Genomic DNA, 16,982 nt, shown 5'->3' on the forward strand with positions numbered 1-16,982 from the left:
CGACGTATCGTTGTCGGCGTGGAGACGCTGGAGACCCGTGAGCTGCGGTACTTCGTCACGGTCGCCGAGGAGCTGCACTTCAGCCGGGCGGCCGAACGGCTCGGCATCGCCCAGCCGCCGCTGTCCCGGGCGATCGCCCAGCTCGAACGCCGCCTCGGCGTCACCCTGCTCGACCGCGACCGCCGAAGAGTGGCACTCACCGACGCCGGTCAGGTGCTGCTCGACGAGGCCCGCGTCATCCTGGCCGCCACCGCGGCGGCGGCCCGGCGTACCCGCCGCGCCGCCGCCGGCGCGAACCGGCTGACCCTGGTCACCAAGGCCGGCGCGGGCCACGAACTGCTGCAGAAGCTGCTCGACGCGCACGCCGTCGAGCCGGACGCGGCCGAGATCGACGTGCTGCTGTGCGGCATGGGCGACCAGGCGCGGATGCTGCGCGACGGCCGCGCCGACGCCGCCCTGATGCAGCGGCCGTTCGACTCGCTCACCGGCTTCGACACTGAGGATCTGCTGACCGAGCAGCAGGTCGCGATCCTCCCGGCCGGGCATCCGCTCGCCACCCGTACGTCGTTGACCATGGCCGACATCGGCGACGTGCCGGGGCTGCCGGTCGCCCGCTGGCCGCGCCCCGACGGTACGTACGAACCCGGACCCGGGCCGGAGATCCACGACCAGTCGCAGCTGGCCCAGCTGATCGCCCTCGGGCACACCATGGCCGTGCTGTGCGCCTCGTCCCGGTCGTGGCTGTGGAGCGCGCACACGGCAGTGCCGCTGACCGACGCGCCGCACGTCACCACCGTGCTCGCCTGGCTGCCGGACAACCGCTCCCGTGCCGTCGCCGGGCTCGTCCGGACCGCCACCCAGCTGTGATCAGCCGTAGCTGACCAGGACCGTGCCGAGCGCGGCGGCGTTCCACAGCGCGTGGGCCACCATGGGCGCGGTCAGCCGGCGGGTGGCCAGGAACAGCCCGGTGTAGACCAGACCGGCGACGGTGATGGATAGCCCGTCCAGCGCGCTGGCCGGCAGGTGCAGCACGCCGAACAGGACCACCGAGACGACCGCCGCCACCCACAGCGCCACCCGGGGGCGGGCGGACCGCTGCGGGATCGCCCCGAGCAGGAACCCGCGGAAGTACAGCTCCTCGGCGATGCCGCCGCCGACGATCCCCGGGAAGAGGGTGGCGGCCAACGCGGCCGGCCCGGCGGCGGACATGCGCAGGATCTCCTGGACCTCCGGGTTGGCTTCGCCGCCGGCCGCCGGCATCAGCACCCCGAACTCCAGTAGCAGGCGGGGTGGAACGGTGGCCACCGCGATCAGCATGTCCCGCCGCCAGTGCCGCGAGGTCAGGCCGAGATTTCGGCGGGTCAGCCCGTGGCGGCGTAACCACCAGGCGATGAGGGCGGTTTCCTCGTCTACCTAATATGCGGCATACCACACTCCTCGCGACCAGAAACTGGGTGACGCTGCCCCACCGATGACAGCAGACCGCCGGGCGAGCACCTCAGGCACTCGGTCGTGTGTGACGACCCAGTTGGCAGCCGTAGGCGACATGAGTCTGAGCAGCCGGACGATCGTCTCGCGGTCGGCAGCCAGGTGCCGGCGGTGGATCGGCGAAGTCCGCCGTCGGTACCGACCCTGGCCGAGCCCGCACTGAGTTCACCGACAGCGGCGACCTCGATTCTTTACATCAATGTCGCCGAATCATCACCGTACGGACGGGTGGCCGTCGGTCCGCGGGGGTTGCGTTACGTCAACACCCTCGAGCTGAACAGGAGCCCGATCGACGTGCCTTCCTCCCGTCGTACCTTGCTCGCCGGTGGTGCCGCCGGCGCCGCTGGCGTCGGCCTCGCCGTCGCCGGTGGCCTTCCGTCGCTGGCCCAGGCCCACCCCGGCCGAAGCCACCCGCCGAGAGGCGGCGGCCACGTACCGTTCCCGCCGCTGGTGGACGACCCCGCCGGCATCCTCGCCCTGCCCGAGGGTTTCCGCTACACCGTGGTCACCCGCACCGGCGTCACCCGGCTCGACCGCGGCCAGGGCCTGACCCCGGCCGAGCACGACGGCATGGCCGTCTTCGATGCCGGACGCGGCCGGTACACCTTGATCCAGAACCACGAGCTCGGCCCGGGGGCCGAGTTCGGCGTACCGCACGTCGCGGGCACCGTCTACGACCCGGGCGCGGTCGACGCCGGCGGCTGCACGGTGATCAGGACCGACCGGGCGGGCCGCAACCTCGGCGAGTTCGTCGCCGTCTCCGGCACCGTCGACAACTGCGCGGGCGGGCCGACCCCGTGGGGGACCTGGCTGACCTGCGAGGAGACCGACGACCGGGCCGGCGACGAGTGGGACGAGGACGGCCGCACCGGCACGTACCAGAAGGACCACGGCTACGTCTTCGAGGTCCGGGCCGACGGCCGCGCCGACCCGACGCCGATCAAATGCCTGGGCCGGTACGCCCACGAGGCGCTGGCGGTCGACGCCGACCGTACGAAGATCTACCTGTCCGAGGACGCCAGCGGGCCGAACGGTCTGTTCTACCGGTGGACCGCGCCGCGCCGCGTCAAGCTCGGCCCCGGCGTGCTGACCCGGCTCGCCCCGGACGCCGGCACCCTCGCCGCGATGCAGATCATCATGGACGACGGCTCGGTGCTGCCGGACGTCGCCTACCTGACCTCCGCCCAGCTGGGCCGCCCGTTCCCCGTACGGTGGATCGAGGTGCCGGAACGCGACGCCCGGACCACTCCCCTGCGCGAGCAGTTCGCCGACGGTCAGGTCACTCGGGGCCGCAAGTTCGAAGGTGTGTGGGGCACCGACCAGGGCGTGTACGTGGTCAACTCGTACGCCTGGGAGGACGGTGACCTGCCGGCGGACGCCGCCCCGCACGACGGCATGGTCTGGTTCTACGACTACCGGGCCGAGACCATCCAGCTGGTCACGTACTTCCCGCACCAGACCTCGTCGGAGGAGGGTACGCCGGCGAGGTACAGCGATCTGACCTTCGACGGTCCGGACAACGTGACCGTCACCCCGTGGGGCAGCCTGGTGCTGGCCGAGGACGGCTCGGGCGCGTCCCACGTGCTCAGCTCGGTCCCGGGCGGCCCGACCTACGCGATCGCCCGCAACCAGCTCAACGACTCGGAGTTCTGCGGGCCGGTCTTCACCGACGACGGCAAGGTGCTCTTCGTCAACATGCAGGACCCCGGTCTCACCCTGGCCATCACCGGCCCGTGGGAGAAGTACCTGGGCTGACCCGATCGCTCTGCACGGCGGGTGGGACCGACCGGTCCCACCCGCCGCTGGTCAGTGACGCCGTGGGCCGCCCCTTGAGATCAGGCCGCCGCCGGCAGACGACGGGTACCCCGGCGGACAACGTCAGGTCTCGCCGTCGCGGATGATCTGCCGGACCCGCTCCCGGCTGTAGCCGGTGGCCGCCACGATGTCCACCTGGCGCACACCGTCCCGATCGGCGGCCCTGATCGCTTCGGCCAGATCGGCACGTGCCCGGTCCACCTTCACCCGGGCCTCGGCCACGAGGCGGGCGGCCCGTTCTTCAGCACGAGGCACCGCAGCTTGCGCCGTGCGCAACTTTCGTACCGCCGCCTCCAGGTCCGCCACTTGGCCATTTCAGCAGGTCAGACACTAGGCCAACTCACGTATCCGCAGAGTAGGCCAACTTGAATACTTGACGTTTGGCCAAACTAAGGTTGTGATAGTTGGCATTCGGAGACGGTGGGTCCTGATCGGCACTCCCGGTACTGACCCGCCCCAACCAGGGAGGTCCGATGTCTGAGATCCAGACGAGCGGCGTACTGGTGGTCGGCCCGCGTCCACTGCCCGAGCACAGCCGGGTCAGGGTGTGGATGGAGGCAGGATCGGGCGGGGGCCATGAGGTCACCGTTCGGACCGAGCACCTGACGCTGTCCGACCGCGACAGCGGCCAGGGCTCCCGCGCCATCTACGAACTTCGCACTATTGACCGTCGGGGCTGACCCGAACACCCCGACACGGACGACGCCCTCGACCGCAGCCGAGGGCTTCGAATTTGCTCCGGGTTGGTGTTTCTCGGGTTGGGGCGGGGAACCCAAGATGCCTCCGCAGGCTTGATGCCACAGGTGCATCAAGCCCAACCGGCCCCCCACCCAGGAGGGTTACCGTGCGCTCAAGAACAGTGATGCAAAGTAGCCGACGGGTTCGAGAAGCGATGCCCAGTTCCGTCGTTGTGCGGAGCCCATGGGGTCAGCGGCGGCCGACGGTGAGGACGGGTTTGGTGACCTCGGCGTAAAAATCGTTGCCCTTGTCGTCGACGACGATGAACGCCGGGAAGTCCTCCACCTCGATCTTCCAGATCGCTTCCATGCCCAGCTCCGGGTATTCCAGAACCTCGACGTGCCGGATGCAGTCCTGCGCCAGCCGGGCCGCCGGGCCGCCGATCGAGCCGAGGTAGAAGCCGCCGTGCGTACCGCAGGAGCGGGTGACCTGCGCGGACCGGTTGCCCTTGGCGAGCATGACGTGCGAGCCGCCGGCAGCCTGGAACTTCTCCACGTACGCGTCCATCCGCCCGGCCGTGGTCGGGCCGAACGAGCCGGACGCGTACCCCTCCGGGGTCTTCGCCGGGCCGGCGTAGTAGACGGCGTGGTCGCGCAGGTACTGCGGCATCGGCTCACCGGCGTCCAGCCGTTCGGCGATCTTCGCGTGCGCGATGTCGCGGGCGACGACCAGCGGGCCGGTCAGCGACAGCCGGGTCTTCACCGGGTACTTCGACAGCTCAGCGCGGATCTCGGCCATCGGCCGGTTCAGGTCGACCCGGACCGCGTCGGCGTCGACGGACTGATCGGCGGCGAGGGTTTCGTCGGTGACGTCGGGCAGGAAGCGGGCCGGGTCGGTCTCCAGCTTCTCCAGCCACACCCCACTCGGGGTGATCTTGGCGACGGCCTGCCGGTCGGCGGAGCAGGAGACGGCGATCGCCACCGGGCAGGAGGCGCCGTGCCGGGGCAGCCGGACCACCCGTACGTCGTGGCAGAAGTAGCGGCCGCCGAACTGCGCGCCGATGCCGAACTGCCGGGTCAGTTCGAGGACCTGCGCCTCCAGCTCGACGTCGCGGAAGCCGTGCGCGCCGATGCTGCCGCTGGTCGGCAGGTTGTCCAGGTACTTGGCGCTGGCGTACTTGGCGGTCTTGAGCGCGAACTCAGCCGACGTGCCGCCGACGACGATCGCCAGGTGGTACGGCGGGCAGGCGGACGTACCGATCAGCCGCAGCTTCTCCTCCAGGAACTTCATCATCCTGGTCGGGTTCAGCAGCGCCTTGGTTTCCTGGTAGAGGTACGACTTGTTGGCCGAGCCGCCGCCCTTGGCCATGAACAGGAACTTGTACGCGTCCGGCTGTCCGCCCGGATCCTCGGCGTACAGCTCGATCTGGGCCGGCAGGTTGGACCCGGTGTTGCGCTCCTCCCACATGGTGATCGGCGCGAGCTGCGAGTAGCGCAGGTTCAGTTTGGTGTACGCCTCGTACACGCCCCGGGCGATGGCCCGCTCGTCGGTGCCGTCGGTGAGCACGTGCCGGCCGCGTTTGCCCATCACGATCGCGGTGCCGGTGTCCTGGCACATCGGCAGCACCCCGCCGGCGGCGATGTTGGCGTTGCGCAGCAGGTCGAGGGCGACGAACCGGTCGTTGGGTGATGCGGCCGGGTCGTCGAGGATCGCCCGCAGCTGGGCCAGGTGCGCCGGGCGCAGGTAGTGAGCGATGTCATGCATCGCCTCGGCGGTCAACGCGGTCAGCACCGCCGGCTCGATGGTGAGGAACCGTCGCCCGCCCGGCCCGTGCACGACGTCGACGCCTTCGTCGCTGATCAGGCGGTATTCCGTCAGGTCGTCGCCGGTCGGTAGCAGCGGGGTGTGGGAGAACGGGGCGGCACTGCTCATGACCGGCAAGCCTAGGCCAGAGGTGACCCGACTTCCCAACCCCCGGGTGGGTCAGCCCTTGGCCGGGCAGTCCTCCTGCTTGGCGCCGCCGCAGGTAAGGCCGGGGTCGGGGCCGCCGGGATCGGCGGGGTCGTCCGGGCCGCCGGCCGGCGGGGTGGCGGCGGCGCCGGCGAACCGGACGTAGCCGATCTCCCGGCCGTCGCCGATGACCATGCCGCGCGGTCCGACGGCCAGCACCTCCGCCGAGGTACGCAGGTTGACCAGCTCGGTGCCGGTGGCCGGGTCGAGGGCGACGACCCGGTCCGGTTTGCGGTCGACGACCAGGGCCGCGTGCCGGGTGAGGGCCAGCTGCGCGTCCGGGTGCATCGGGCGGGTCCACCGGGGTGTCGGGGTGGGCAGCACGTACGCCTGGAGGGTCTCGCCGTCGGCGGAGCGGGTCAGCGCGTACCGGTCGTCGACGGCGCGTAGCTCCTGCCCGGCGGCGCCGGTCCACAGCACCCGCCCGTCGTAGGCGTCGATGACGGTCTCCCGCATGTCGGGGGCGATGCCGGCGAGGACGTTGGCGCCGCCGGTCGGGTTGTCCCGCTGGGCGCAGCCGATCCGGTCGGCGGTGCGCAGGTTGATCCCGGTTCGCTGCCACACGGGCAGGTCGGTCACCGGGTCGATGCCCCGCGCGGTGTAGTAGCAGGCACCGTCGCGTGGGGTGGCGACCAGGCTGAACACCCGGCCGGCGAAGACCACGATCCGTTCGTGCCGGTCCTCTTCCAGCTCCTGCAGGACCTGCCCGGTGCGGGTCTCGACAACGTGGATCTTGCCGTCGATCGGGAAGCCGAGCACGGTCGGCATGGTCTGCGGGCCGCCGGCGTCGTCGGCGACGTCGGCGGCGGTCAACGGCCGGCTGGTGGCCAGTTTCGGGTTGTCGGCGAACAGTACGAAGCCCATGCCGGGCAGCTGAGCGGTCCACCGTGGAGTTTTGCCGCGCGGGTCCCAGGCGGTCAGCGTGCAGTCGCGTGGGCCGGCGCAGCGTACGTCTAGCAGCGCGTCGCGGTAGGTCCAGACGGCGATGGCGGCGTCGTCGGCGCGCAGCACGGCACCGGTGGCCGGGTTGAGCACCTGGTAGCCGTCGGTGAGCAGCTCGCCGGTGGCGACCACCTGATCCGATCCGTCACCGGCGACCGCCGCCCAGTCGGCCTTGTGTTCCCAGACCTGGTTGCCGGAGGTGATGCTGCGTCCTTCGACCTTGAGCCGGTGCTCGACGATGACGGCGCGCTCGGTGATGGTGACGGCGCGCGGCGTACCACCGACCCGCTGTTGCCAGGTGACGTCCGGGTCGGCCAGTGGCTGGCTGCGGTTGACCCAGTCCCACAGGCCGGGGAACGGGTTCCAGACGCCGGTGGCGGCGAGCACGATGACCACGACGAGCGCGAAGGCCAGGTAGCACTTCACGCACGGCGCGCTCCCCTTCGCCATCGGGCCACCGTAGCCGGGCCTGACCAGCAGAACAGCCGGCCGACCGAAATGCGGCTTTTAGGCGTGTCGGGGGACATTCATGCGTGGTACCCGGAGTTGTCGCCACAGCAGCAGCGTGGCGACCAGCGACAGCGCCCCGAAACCGGCCATCACCAGCCCCGGCGTGACCCACTCGGCGACCAGCCCGGCCGCCCCGGCGGCCAGCCCCTGCCCGGTCATCATCCCCATGTGGGACAACCCGAACGCCTGGCCGCGCCGGTCCGCCGGCACCGCGTCCAGGAACCGCCGGGCCAACCCCAGATGGTACGAGAACCCGAACGTCGCCGCCCCGAACAGCACCGCCGCCACCAGCAGCCCGAGATCGGCCACGAAGGCCAGCATCGGCACCCCGAGCAGCAGCGCCAGCCACGGGGTCAACGACTCCCGCCGGGCCGGCGCCACCCAGCGCCCGACCACCAGGTCACCGAGCAGCATCCCGCCGGCGCCGGCCATGAACAGCGCCCCGGCGGCAGCCTCGCCACCCGCGTATGGCACCACCACCCCTTCCGCGCCAACCAGCAGCGCGCCTGGCAGCCAGGTGGCCAGCAGCAGACCGCGTACCGGCGGGTCGGCGAGCAGCCGCCGGTTCACCCGCCAGGTCTCGCGAACCGCGCCACCGGTCGCGGCGGCCCCCACCACCCGGGCCGGCCGGTCGGACAACCCGAACCGGATCAGCACCGCCGAGGTCAGGCAGGTCACCGCGGTGGCCCAGAGCGCGCCGTACGGCCCGAGCAGGCCGATCAGCGCGCCACCGACGGCGAACCCGAGGACCTGGGTGGCCCCGGCGGTGATGGTGAACAACGCCCGGCCCAGCACGTACCGGTCGCCGGCCAGCAGATCCGGCAGCAGCGCGGTACGGGCCGCCGCCGCCACCGGCGACACCAGCCCGACGGTGAACACCAACGCCAGCGCGCCGACCGGCGGCAGCACCCCGATCGCCAGCACCACCACCGTGACCACCCGGATCAGGTCGTAGCCGACCATCACCGCCCGGGGCCGCCAGCGGTCGGCGTACGCCAGCAGGAACATCCCACCGACCACGCTGGGCAGGAATCCGGCGACGTAGGCCAGCGCGGCCAACAGCGGCGAGTTCGTCCGCTGGTAGACCAGCACGGACAGGGCGAGCATCTTCACCGTCTCGCCGATCATGAAGATGCCGTAGCTGGCGAAGAGCGCCCGGAACTCGCCGACCGCGAACAGGTCCCGGAAGGTGGCCCGGTCGATCGGCGGTGCGCTGGTGGTGGTGGTGGTGGTGGGAGTGGTCACCGTCGAAGCATGCCGCCGGTACGCCGACCGGCGGTAACCTTTCGGCGCAGGGCGAAAAGTCGCGGGAGGTGGACAGCGGCCGGATGCGGATCGAGGTGAGCCCGGCCGACGTCGCGGCCAGCCGGTTTGCGATCTCCCCGCTGGGCGAGACGATGACCGCGCTGTGCTTGTTGGCCGGGGTCCAGACCGCCGGACCGCTGCTGCCCTGGGTGCACCGGCACCGCGACCGGTACGCCGCGTTGCGCCGCACCCAGCCGGGCATCGCCGCGATCCGGGCGCTGTACCACCGCAACGGCTACAACGCCGACTTCGTCCAGCCGCCGCCGGACGGGGTCGGGCTGACCTTCGCCGACCAGCTCGCCGTGGTCCGCCGTACCCCGAACGACCGGGCCCGGGACGAGATCCCCCGCACCCCGACCGTGTTCGGTGCGCTGAGCCTGCACCTCGATCCACCGTGGCCGTACGCGATCGGCTACCGGGCGCGCGGCGTCGCCGGCCTGTTCGGCCTGCCGAGCGCCGACCGGGCCGCCGACGGGCTGGACCGGCTGACCGGGTCGGGGCGGGCTGCCGTGCTGCGGGCGCTCGCCGTGCCGGCCACCACCAGCCAGCTGGCCGCCCAGCTCGGCGTGGCGGTGGGCACCGTCGGCGGGCAGCTCGCGGTGCTGCGGGAGGCCGGTCTGGTGCGCCGGACCCGCACCGGCCGCGAGGTCCGCTACGAGCGGACCGCGCTGGGCGCTGCGCTCAGCGCCGACCCGTGACGTCAGCCGCCGCCTGCACCAACGGCAGGACGCGGTACGGGATCTGCTCGGCCAGGGCGATGATCGTTGACGCCCGGCGGATCCCGTCGTACGCCAGGATCTGGTCCAGCACCCGCTGCAGGTCGGCGTTGGACCTGGCCACGATCCGGCACATCAGATCACCGGAGCCGCTGATGGTGTGCGCCTCCAGCACCTCCGGGATGGCGCGCAGGTGCTCGGCGACCGGGTCGTGCCCGTGCCGCTGGCCGATCTCCAGGGTGACGAACGACGTCACCACGAAACCGATCGCGGCCGGTGACACCTGCGGGGCGAAGCCGTTGATCACCCCTCGGTCGATCAGCTTGTCGAGCCGGGCCTGCACGGTGCCGCGGGCCACCCGCAGCCGCCGGGAGCATTCCAGCACCCCGATCCGCGGCTCGGTGGTCAGTAGGGCGATCAGCTCAGCGTCCAGCTGATCGAGCTGGACATTCTGTTCAGTGTCCATGGGCCTCGACCCTACCGAGTGGTCAGCCTGCCCAGCCGTTGACGAGGCGGTTGCCCAGTGGGGATGAATCGCCCATCCTGCCGTTACCGGCCATGGCGACCCGATCGGCCGGCCCCAAGGGAGGACGATCATGACCTACCTGACCGATTCCCGCGACGCCACCTCCACCGCGACCGGTGACACCGCCACGACCGGTGACACCGCCGCCACCGTTGCCGCTGAGAGCCGCGACCCGTTCCCGGTGCACGACGTCGACCACCTGACCTTCCTGGTCGGCAACGCCAAGCAGGCGGCGCACTTCTACTCCACCGCGTTCGGCATGACCTGCGTCGCCTACCGGGGCCCGGAGCAGGGTTTCCGCGACCACGCCGAGTACGTGTTGACCAGCGGCGCCGCCCGGTTCGTGCTGCGTGGGGCGGGGCACGCCGACGCCTCAGCCGCCGCGCACGTCGCCCGACACAGCGACGGGGTGGCCGACATCGCGCTCGCCGTACCGGACGTGGACGCCGCGTACGCGCACGCCCTGGCACAGGGCGCGACCGGGCTGGCCGCCCCGGCCGACCTCACCGACAGCGCCGGCACCGTACGGATGGCCAGCATCGCCGCGTACGGCGACACCCGGCACACCCTGGTCGACCGGTCCGGCTACGACGGCCCGTTCCTGCCCGGCTTCGTGGCCCGGCCACCGATCGTCGACCGTACGCCGTTGGTCGACGCCGGCCTGCAGCCGAAGCGGTTCTTCCAGGCGGTCGACCACGTGGTCGGCAACGTCGAGCTGGGCCGGATGGACGAGTGGGTGGCGTTCTACCAGCGGGTGATGGGCTTCACCAACATGGCCGAGTTCATCGGTGACGACATCGCCACCGACTACTCGGCGTTGATGAGCAAGGTCGTCGCCAACGGCAGCCGCAAGGTGAAGTTCCCGCTCAACGAGCCGGCGGTGGCCCGCCGCCGCTCGCAGATCGACGAGTACCTGGAGTTCTACGGCGGGCCGGGGGTGCAGCACATCGCATTGGCCACCAACGACATCCTGGCGTCGGTGGACGCGATGCGGGCCGCCGGGGTGGAGTTCCTGGACACCCCGGACTCGTACTACGACGACCCCGCGCTGCGGGCCCGCATCGGTGAGGTCCGCGCCCCGATCGAGCAGTTGAAGGCCCGCCGGATCCTGGTCGACCGGGACGAGGACGGCTACCTGCTGCAAATCTTCACCAAGCCGGTGCAGGACCGGCCGACGGTCTTCTTCGAGCTGATCGAACGGCACGGGTCACTCGGCTTCGGCAAGGGCAACTTCAAGGCGCTGTTCGAGGCGATCGAACGGGAGCAGGAGAGCCGGGGCAACCTCTGAACCCGAACCGGCGACCCAGGAACTCGGATGGGCGGCCGGTGGACCGTCGACAGGCTGCGGTGCCGGCCGGGCCGGTCGTTAAGGTGCCAGGGTGAGCATGCACAGTCCGCCCCGGTCGACCGGCTGCACCGCGGGGTCCGCCCGGTGACGTCGATCTCGCCCGGCTGGTACAAGGACCCCGCAGACCCGACCACCCAGCGTTACTGGGACGGCGGCGGGTGGATCGGTGCGCCGTTGCCGGCCGACGTCACCCCGCCGGACGGGCCGCCACCGGCCGAGGAGCCACCGGCATCCGCCGGGCCGCCGTCACCGGCCGAGCCGGAGGCGCAACCGCCGAGCTACCCGGCGCAGAGCTACCCACCTCCGCCGCCGGACTACCCGGCGGCGCCGCCGCCGGGTTGGGCGGGCTACCAGTTGCCGCCGCCGGAGCCCCGGCCGCAGGGGATGGCGTTGGCGCCGCTCGGCGCGCGGCTGGCCGCCCGGCTGATTGACATCGGCGCGGTGCTGCTGCTCAACATCTTCATCAACGGCTGGTTCGTCTGGCAGTACGTGGTGGAGACCTGGCCCACGTTCAGCGAAATTTGGCGGCGATCGCTGGCCAATGACCGGTCGACCGAAGGGCTACCGCAGGTCACCGAGCGTGCCTCCGGGCTGCAGATGGTGATCATCCTGCTGGCGGCGGCGATCTGGTGGGCGTACGAGGTGCCGGCGGTCGCGAACACCGGCCAGACCCTCGGCAAGCGGCTGGCCGGGATCAAGGTGGTGCCGGTCGAGCCGGGTGGCCAGCTCGGTTTCGCCCGGTCGTTCCGCCGGTGGAACACCCTCGGCCTGCCCACCCTGTTGTGGATCTGCTGCGTCGGCTTCATCCTTCAGCTGATCGACTGCGTCTACCTGCTGTTCGACCGGCCGCTGCGGCAGGCGCTGCACGACAAGTCGGCGCAGACCGTGGTGGTGCAGCTGCCGCCCGGCGTGCCGGCGGCCGCCGCCGGCCCCGGCGGCGGCCGGACCGGCGGTCCGGGCACGGACCGCGACACCCCCGGAAGCTCCGCATGACAGGAGGCCCCCCGATGCCCCCCTCGCTCGGTTTGACCCGCGCCGACCTTGACGCGCTGCCCAGCTACGTGCCGGGGCGCAGCCCGGTCGACCTGGCCCGGGAGCTCGGCCTGCCAGAGGCGATCAAGCTGGCCAGCAACGAGGTGCCGTACGGGCCACTGCCCGGCGTCGTCGAGGCGGTGACGCAGGCGGCGACGTCGACGCACCGCTACCCGGACATGGGAGTACTGGCGCTGCGGGCAGCACTCGCCGAACGGCTCGGGGTGGCCGCGGAGCGGGTGGTCACCGGCTGCGGGTCGGTGGCGCTCTGCGAGCATCTGGTCCGGGCCACCTGCCTGCCCGGAGACGAGGTCGTCTACTCGTGGCGGTCGTTCGAGGCGTACCCGATCATCGCGGCTACCACGGCGGCGAGCAGCCGGCGGGTGCCGAACACCGCGACCCACGGCCACGACCTGCCGGCGATGGCTGCGGCGGTCACCGGGCAGACCCGGTTGATGCTGGTCTGCAACCCGAACAACCCGACCGGCACCAGCGTTCGCCGGGCCGAGCTGGACCGGTTCCTCGACGCGGTGCCCGACGACGTACTGGTGGTGCTGGACGAGGCGTACCGGGAGTTCGTCACCGACGCCGAGGTACCCGACGGCCTGGCCGTCTACGGTGACCGGCCGAACGTGGTGGTGCTGCGCACGTTGTCCAAGGCGTGGGGGCTGGCCGGGCTGCGGGTCGGCTACCTGGTCGCACATCCCGAGGTCGCGTCGGCGGTACGCAAGGTGGCCACCCCGTTCGGCACCAACGCGCTGGCGCAGGCGGCGGCGCTGGCCGCGCTCGACCAGGCCGACGAGGTACGCCGCCGGTGCGATCTGGTGATCGCCGAGCGGACCCGGGTCACCGACGCGGTGCGCAGACTGGTGCCGGACGTGCCGGACAGTCAGGCCAACTTCGTCTGGCTGCCGCTGGGTGAGCGTGCGGTGCCGTTCGGCGCGGCCTGCGAGTCACGCGGGGTGATCGTGCGCCCGTTCGCGGGCGACGGGGTCCGGGTGACCATCGGTACGCCGGCCGAGAACGACGCGTTCCTGGCGGCCGCCGAAGCGGCGCTCTGACGGTACGGGTGAAAGCCGTCCGGGGGCCGGCATCTCAGGTGCGGGCGATGATCACCGCCTCCTGCAGCCGGTAGTAGCGGCCGTCGTCGGCGTCCGGGTCGACCGGCAGCCGTAGCCGTTCGACGGCCACGAAGCCGTCCTGCGCGTAGACGTAGCCGGGTACCCAGTCGGTCGACAGTTCGCTCAGCAGGATCAGCACGAAGCTGGACAACTCGGCGCCGGTCGCCGCGTCCAGGGTGATCAACTCCCGGGTGGCGGTCAGCAGGTGCGCCCGACCCGGCTGCACCGCGAGCAACCGGTTACCGGTGCCGCCCGGACCGGGTGCCGCCGTCGACGGAATCGGCCGCCGCCACACCTGCTCACCGGTCCGTACCGCTTCGGCCACCACCGCCGGCGTGTCCCCGGCCGCGTCCAGTCGGATCGCCATCCCGTCGACCAGCATCGCGTCGACCGGGTCGAGCGGCGGCGCCGGCACCGGCTCCGGGCCGTCAACCAGCCAGCCCCGGGACTGTCCCGCCCCGGTGGTACGCAGCGCACCGCAGGTGGAACGGGCGGCCGCACAGCCGATCGGCTCCACGGCCAGCCCCGGACCGGCCCCCTCCGGCTGCCAGGTCGCGGCCAGCCGCCCGGTCGCCACGGCGTAGAACTCCACCGTCGGCGGGGCGGCGCAGTTGTTGACCAGGGCGAACCGGCCGCCGGTGGTGCTGAAACCGGCGTTCCGGCAGGCGTCGCCCTGGCCGGGCAGCATGGTTCGCCACAGTTCCCGACCGGTCGCGGCGTCGAACCCGGTCAGCTGGGACTCGCCGTGCGCCACCACCACCGACCGGCCGTCGGTGCCGCTGACCGCGGTGTGCAGCCCGGACGGCGCGTAGACGGTCTGCGCCCCGGTACGCCGACCGGCGTACCCGGAGTCGGCTGGCTGTGGGCCGGCGGACCGCCACGCCACCTCGCCGCTGACCGCGTCGATCGCCACGAGTCCGCCGTCCGTCCAGCGGCTCACCACGGTGGTGCCGGTCGCGACGACACCAGTCAGCTGCTCCGGCCAGCGCCGGAACGACCAGGCCGGGGTCACCTGGGTACGCATGTCGATCGGGCCGTCGGCGCGCACCTGACGGGTGGTGGCGTACACCCGGAACCGTCCGTCGACCAGCAGCGGCGCGGCGGAGAGCTCGGCCACCGGGCCGGGCTCGGCGGTCGGCGGGGACGGCTGGTAGCCGGCCGGGGTGACCACCTCGGCCGGGGCCAGCACCCGCCAGGCGACGACCGTCACGGCGGCGATGACGACCACCCCGGCCAGCAACCCGGCGGTGACCAGCTGCCAGCGTGGGCGGGACCGCCACCATGGGCGTCGCCCGTCGGGCTGCGTCTCGTCCGGGTTCGCCTGCCCGTCGGCGCGGTGCGCCGACAGGTCCGCTGCGTCCGCTGGGTGCTGGGTGTTGCTCGCCGGCTCGGCCATCGGGCACCTCCCCCCGCACGATACCGAACCGGACAACGGTCGCCGGCCTCCTGCGCAACACCTCCGGCCGACCCGCCGACGGCCACCCCCTACTGGTGACCGTCGCCGCCGTGGCGCACCTGGCCCTGCACGTGCTGCGCGGCGGCCATGCCTTGGTCCCGCACCGACGACGCGCCCTGGGTAGCCGTTGAACGAACCGATTCGGCCGCCTGCTGGGTCGGTTCCCGCAGATTGTCCCCCATTTGATGCGCCATCTCGCCGAGCTTCTGCTTGACCTGCCCGGAGTGCTCCATCGCCTGCTGGTTCGCCTGCTGGGCCAGCTGCCGTTCCTTGCCGCTGGCGGGCAGCAACGCGGCAGCGAGCGCCCCGACCCCGAACGCCACCAGCCCGGCCGTCAACGGACTGCCCTCGGTCCGCTCCCGGGTCATCTGCGGCACGTGCCGGACCCGGTCTGCCGCCGCCTCGGCGGTGTGCGAGAGGCCCTCCGCGGCCTGGTGCCCCATGTTCCTGGTCGCCGCACCGGCATGCTGCGCCGTATCCTTCGTCGCTGAGCCTACGTGTTGCGCCTGCCCGGCGACCTGATGGCCAAGGTCGGACGCCCGGTGGGTGGTGGTGTCGCGGACGTCGACCGCGCTGCCCATCACCCGGTCCCGCAGCCGGGCGATCCGGCCCCGGACCCGGCTGCGGACCCGGTCCATCTGGTCGTTGGCGATCTGTCGGGGCCGCGCGCGGTACGCCAACGCGTCGACATCGTCGCTCAGTTCGCCACGAGTTGCCTCGATCCGCTGGCGGATCTGCTCTGGATCGTCGTACATGTCAGACTCCCTCACCTGTTGTGGTCGACGGTCCCGCTGGTAGTTCCCGGACCTAGTGGCCCCGGACCGCGTCGGGTATCTCCCGAGCGGTCTGCATCGTGCGAGGCAGTCCACGGATCTCCCGGGCCCGGCCGCGCGCCATCGTCAGCAGGGCCGCCGCGATCACCGCCCACACCGCCGCCACGATCAACGCGGCCCAGCTCTGGTCCATCACGTTCGACAGCCCCCACCAGAGCGCATGTGAGAGGAAGAACAGGGTCAGCAGGCCGGCGATCGCCGCCCCGGCGAACATCCCCCCGGCCCGGCCTGCCTTACCTGCCTCCTGCCGCAGCTCTGCCTTTGCCAGCTCGACTTCCTGACGCAACAAAGTGGACAGATCGGTAGAAACCTCGCCCAGCAACTCGCCGAGGGAGGCCTGCGCACGTCCGTCCCCAACCACAGCCTGGTCTCGCTGCATCGACTTCATCGGTTCACCCCACCGCCGAACGAGCCCGGGTAGCCGTCCCCATCGGGGTAGCGGCCATCGCCGTACCTCACGCTCGGATGGCGCTCGCCCGCGAGCGGTTGCCCGTACTCGCCACCGATTGGGGCGACCGGCGAAGGCGCGGCGAACCCGTCGCCAGCGCCCAGCCGGTGCCCGTCACCGCCCCTGTCCTGCTGGTTCTGCTGGCCGGAGCCGGTCTGACCGCCGCTGAGACTGCGGCTGAGCCGGCCAACGAGCAGCCCGGCGAAGGCCGCTCCGGCGAGGAAGGTTCCCGGGTGCCGTCGGGCGTACTGCCGCACCTCGTCGACCAGCTCACCCGGCTGCCGGTTCTCCAGCCAGCCGGCGGCCTGCTGGGCGGCGTCGGAGGCGCGGCGCGCCAAATCGCCCGCCAGGCCGTCCGGCTGGCCCTTGTCCGCCATCTCCTGCAGTTCGTTGCCGATCGTCCGCAGCCCGTCGGCGGCTCGGCGCTGCTGGGTGCTGGCCTGCTCCCGAAGCTGCGAGGTCGCCTCGCCGACGAGGTTGCGAGCCTACCGGCCGGTTTCGTTCACCACCTTCTTGCCCTGCTCGGTCGCCTGGCTGGCCAACTGGCGGCCCTCCTGCGCCGCTTCGTGGCCCGCCTGACCTGCTTGTTCCCGCATCTGGTGCGGGCCGCCCCCGCCGGGTGGCGACGTCGTGTGTTGCGCCTGCATACGGACACCCCCTTCGACTCCATCCGGGTCGGATGGATTTACAGCACTTAGAGCGACCGGCAATAGGCGTTACCTGAGTCGGCGGGTTGTCGGCCGGGTGTCCCAGC

General features: G+C 71.9%; 18 protein-coding genes. 7 read left to right on the forward strand and 11 right to left on the reverse strand.

What is annotated here, in order from left to right; translation table 11 throughout:
- Nucleotides 1-27 precede the first annotated feature (27 nt).
- Nucleotides 28-867, forward strand: a complete 840-nt coding sequence (locus ACFHW1_RS09780) for a LysR family transcriptional regulator (RefSeq protein WP_416567963.1) — start codon at nt 28-30, stop codon at nt 865-867.
- On the opposite strand, the gene ACFHW1_RS09785 is transcribed toward ACFHW1_RS09780, so the two are convergent.
- Nucleotides 868-1,305 (reverse strand): CPBP family intramembrane glutamic endopeptidase, encoded by a 438-nt coding sequence (locus tag ACFHW1_RS09785; protein ID WP_416615261.1) that lies wholly within the window; start codon nt 1,303-1,305, stop codon nt 868-870.
- A 477-nt stretch (nt 1,306-1,782) separates the two neighbouring features.
- On the opposite strand from ACFHW1_RS09785, the gene ACFHW1_RS09790 reads away from it, so the two are divergent.
- Nucleotides 1,783-3,243: an alkaline phosphatase PhoX gene (locus tag ACFHW1_RS09790; RefSeq protein ID WP_416615263.1), complete on the forward strand. Its 1,461-nt coding sequence runs from the start codon at nt 1,783-1,785 to the stop codon at nt 3,241-3,243.
- Nucleotides 3,244-3,366: 123 nt separating this feature from the next.
- Here ACFHW1_RS09790 and ACFHW1_RS09795 read toward each other — a convergent pair whose 3' ends face one another.
- Nucleotides 3,367-3,558: a hypothetical protein gene (locus ACFHW1_RS09795; RefSeq protein ID WP_289208252.1), complete on the reverse strand. Its 192-nt coding sequence runs from the start codon at nt 3,556-3,558 to the stop codon at nt 3,367-3,369.
- A 218-nt stretch (nt 3,559-3,776) separates the two neighbouring features.
- Here ACFHW1_RS09795 and ACFHW1_RS09800 point away from each other — a divergent pair, with 218 nt between their 5' ends.
- Nucleotides 3,777-3,983: a hypothetical protein gene (locus ACFHW1_RS09800; protein WP_416551982.1), complete on the forward strand. Its 207-nt coding sequence runs from the start codon at nt 3,777-3,779 to the stop codon at nt 3,981-3,983.
- A gap of 247 nt (nt 3,984-4,230) precedes the next feature.
- Here the strand turns inward: ACFHW1_RS09800 and ACFHW1_RS09805 are convergent, their stop codons facing one another.
- The 3 genes from ACFHW1_RS09805 to ACFHW1_RS09815 are packed head-to-tail and all read right to left on the reverse strand — an operon-like array spanning nt 4,231 to nt 8,688.
- Nucleotides 4,231-5,913, reverse strand: a complete 1,683-nt coding sequence (locus ACFHW1_RS09805) for a fumarate hydratase (protein WP_416551983.1) — start codon at nt 5,911-5,913, stop codon at nt 4,231-4,233.
- Nucleotides 5,914-5,964: 51 nt separating this feature from the next.
- Entirely contained in the window at nt 5,965-7,383 is a 1,419-nt protein-coding gene (locus ACFHW1_RS09810) for a hypothetical protein (RefSeq protein WP_416551984.1), read from the reverse strand.
- 57 nt (nt 7,384-7,440) lie between these two features.
- On the reverse strand, nt 7,441-8,688 hold the full coding sequence (locus ACFHW1_RS09815; protein ID WP_416615264.1) for an MFS transporter: 1,248 nt from the start codon (nt 8,686-8,688) through the stop codon (nt 7,441-7,443).
- A gap of 83 nt (nt 8,689-8,771) precedes the next feature.
- Between ACFHW1_RS09815 and ACFHW1_RS09820 the strand changes: the two genes are divergently transcribed.
- On the forward strand, nt 8,772-9,446 hold the full coding sequence (locus ACFHW1_RS09820) for an ArsR/SmtB family transcription factor (RefSeq protein ID WP_416551986.1): 675 nt from the start codon (nt 8,772-8,774) through the stop codon (nt 9,444-9,446).
- Here the strand turns inward: ACFHW1_RS09820 and ACFHW1_RS09825 are convergent.
- On the reverse strand, nt 9,430-9,930 hold the full coding sequence (locus tag ACFHW1_RS09825; RefSeq protein ID WP_416551987.1) for an Lrp/AsnC family transcriptional regulator: 501 nt from the start codon (nt 9,928-9,930) through the stop codon (nt 9,430-9,432). The genes ACFHW1_RS09820 and ACFHW1_RS09825 overlap by 17 nt on opposite strands.
- Nucleotides 9,931-10,060: 130 nt before the next feature.
- Between ACFHW1_RS09825 and hppD the strand changes: the two genes are divergently transcribed.
- From hppD to hisC, 3 genes are all read left to right on the forward strand, one after another.
- Entirely contained in the window at nt 10,061-11,278 is a 1,218-nt protein-coding gene (hppD, locus tag ACFHW1_RS09830; protein WP_416551988.1) for a 4-hydroxyphenylpyruvate dioxygenase, read from the forward strand.
- Between the two features lie 144 nt (nt 11,279-11,422).
- Nucleotides 11,423-12,331, forward strand: a complete 909-nt coding sequence (locus ACFHW1_RS09835) for an RDD family protein (RefSeq protein WP_416551989.1) — start codon at nt 11,423-11,425, stop codon at nt 12,329-12,331.
- Nucleotides 12,332-12,345: 14 nt separating this feature from the next.
- On the forward strand, nt 12,346-13,431 hold the full coding sequence (gene hisC, locus ACFHW1_RS09840; protein WP_416615265.1) for a histidinol-phosphate transaminase: 1,086 nt from the start codon (nt 12,346-12,348) through the stop codon (nt 13,429-13,431).
- Nucleotides 13,432-13,465: 34 nt separating this feature from the next.
- Here hisC and ACFHW1_RS09845 read toward each other — a convergent pair whose 3' ends face one another.
- The 5 genes from ACFHW1_RS09845 to ACFHW1_RS09865 all read right to left on the reverse strand — a co-directional run bounded on the left by ACFHW1_RS09845 (nt 13,466) and on the right by ACFHW1_RS09865 (nt 16,875).
- A complete protein-coding gene (locus tag ACFHW1_RS09845) occupies nt 13,466-14,887 on the reverse strand; it encodes a PQQ-binding-like beta-propeller repeat protein (protein ID WP_416551991.1) in 1,422 nt (473 codons plus the stop codon).
- An 89-nt stretch (nt 14,888-14,976) separates the two neighbouring features.
- Nucleotides 14,977-15,702: a DUF3618 domain-containing protein gene (locus tag ACFHW1_RS09850; RefSeq protein WP_416551992.1), complete on the reverse strand. Its 726-nt coding sequence runs from the start codon at nt 15,700-15,702 to the stop codon at nt 14,977-14,979.
- A 52-nt stretch (nt 15,703-15,754) separates the two neighbouring features.
- Nucleotides 15,755-16,168 carry a phage holin family protein gene (locus tag ACFHW1_RS09855; protein WP_416551993.1) on the reverse strand — a complete coding sequence of 138 codons (414 nt, stop codon included), beginning with the start codon at nt 16,166-16,168 and terminating at the stop codon, nt 15,755-15,757.
- Nucleotides 16,165-16,605 carry a hypothetical protein gene (locus ACFHW1_RS09860; protein ID WP_416615266.1) on the reverse strand — a complete coding sequence of 147 codons (441 nt, stop codon included), beginning with the start codon at nt 16,603-16,605 and terminating at the stop codon, nt 16,165-16,167. Before ACFHW1_RS09860 ends, ACFHW1_RS09855 begins: the two co-directional genes overlap by 4 nt.
- A 108-nt stretch (nt 16,606-16,713) precedes the next feature.
- Nucleotides 16,714-16,875 (reverse strand): hypothetical protein, encoded by a 162-nt coding sequence (locus ACFHW1_RS09865; protein ID WP_416615268.1) that lies wholly within the window; start codon nt 16,873-16,875, stop codon nt 16,714-16,716.
- Nucleotides 16,876-16,982: the final 107 nt, after the last annotated feature.

Origin of the sequence: Micromonospora sp. LOL_014 (assembly GCF_048060245.1) — a bacterium.
Classification (GTDB): domain Bacteria; phylum Actinomycetota; class Actinomycetes; order Mycobacteriales; family Micromonosporaceae; genus Micromonospora_E.

Coding starts and splice junctions, on each gene's coding strand:
- ACFHW1_RS09800 (WP_416551982.1), top strand. CDS start 3,777: ATGTCTGAGATCCAGACGAGCGGCGTACTGGTGGTCGGCCCGCGTCCA.
- ACFHW1_RS09805 (WP_416551983.1), bottom strand. CDS start 5,913: ATGAGCAGTGCCGCCCCGTTCTCCCACACCCCGCTGCTACCGACCGGC.
- ACFHW1_RS09810 (WP_416551984.1), bottom strand. CDS start 7,383: ATGGCGAAGGGGAGCGCGCCGTGCGTGAAGTGCTACCTGGCCTTCGCG.
- ACFHW1_RS09820 (WP_416551986.1), top strand. CDS start 8,772: ATGCGGATCGAGGTGAGCCCGGCCGACGTCGCGGCCAGCCGGTTTGCG.
- ACFHW1_RS09825 (WP_416551987.1), bottom strand. CDS start 9,930: ATGGACACTGAACAGAATGTCCAGCTCGATCAGCTGGACGCTGAGCTG.
- hppD (WP_416551988.1), top strand. CDS start 10,061: ATGACCTACCTGACCGATTCCCGCGACGCCACCTCCACCGCGACCGGT.
- hisC (WP_416615265.1), top strand. CDS start 12,346: ATGCCCCCCTCGCTCGGTTTGACCCGCGCCGACCTTGACGCGCTGCCC.
- ACFHW1_RS09845 (WP_416551991.1), bottom strand. CDS start 14,887: ATGGCCGAGCCGGCGAGCAACACCCAGCACCCAGCGGACGCAGCGGAC.
- ACFHW1_RS09850 (WP_416551992.1), bottom strand. CDS start 15,702: ATGTACGACGATCCAGAGCAGATCCGCCAGCGGATCGAGGCAACTCGT.
- ACFHW1_RS09855 (WP_416551993.1), bottom strand. CDS start 16,168: ATGAAGTCGATGCAGCGAGACCAGGCTGTGGTTGGGGACGGACGTGCG.
- ACFHW1_RS09860 (WP_416615266.1), bottom strand. CDS start 16,605: ATGGCGGACAAGGGCCAGCCGGACGGCCTGGCGGGCGATTTGGCGCGC.
- ACFHW1_RS09865 (WP_416615268.1), bottom strand. CDS start 16,875: ATGCAGGCGCAACACACGACGTCGCCACCCGGCGGGGGCGGCCCGCAC.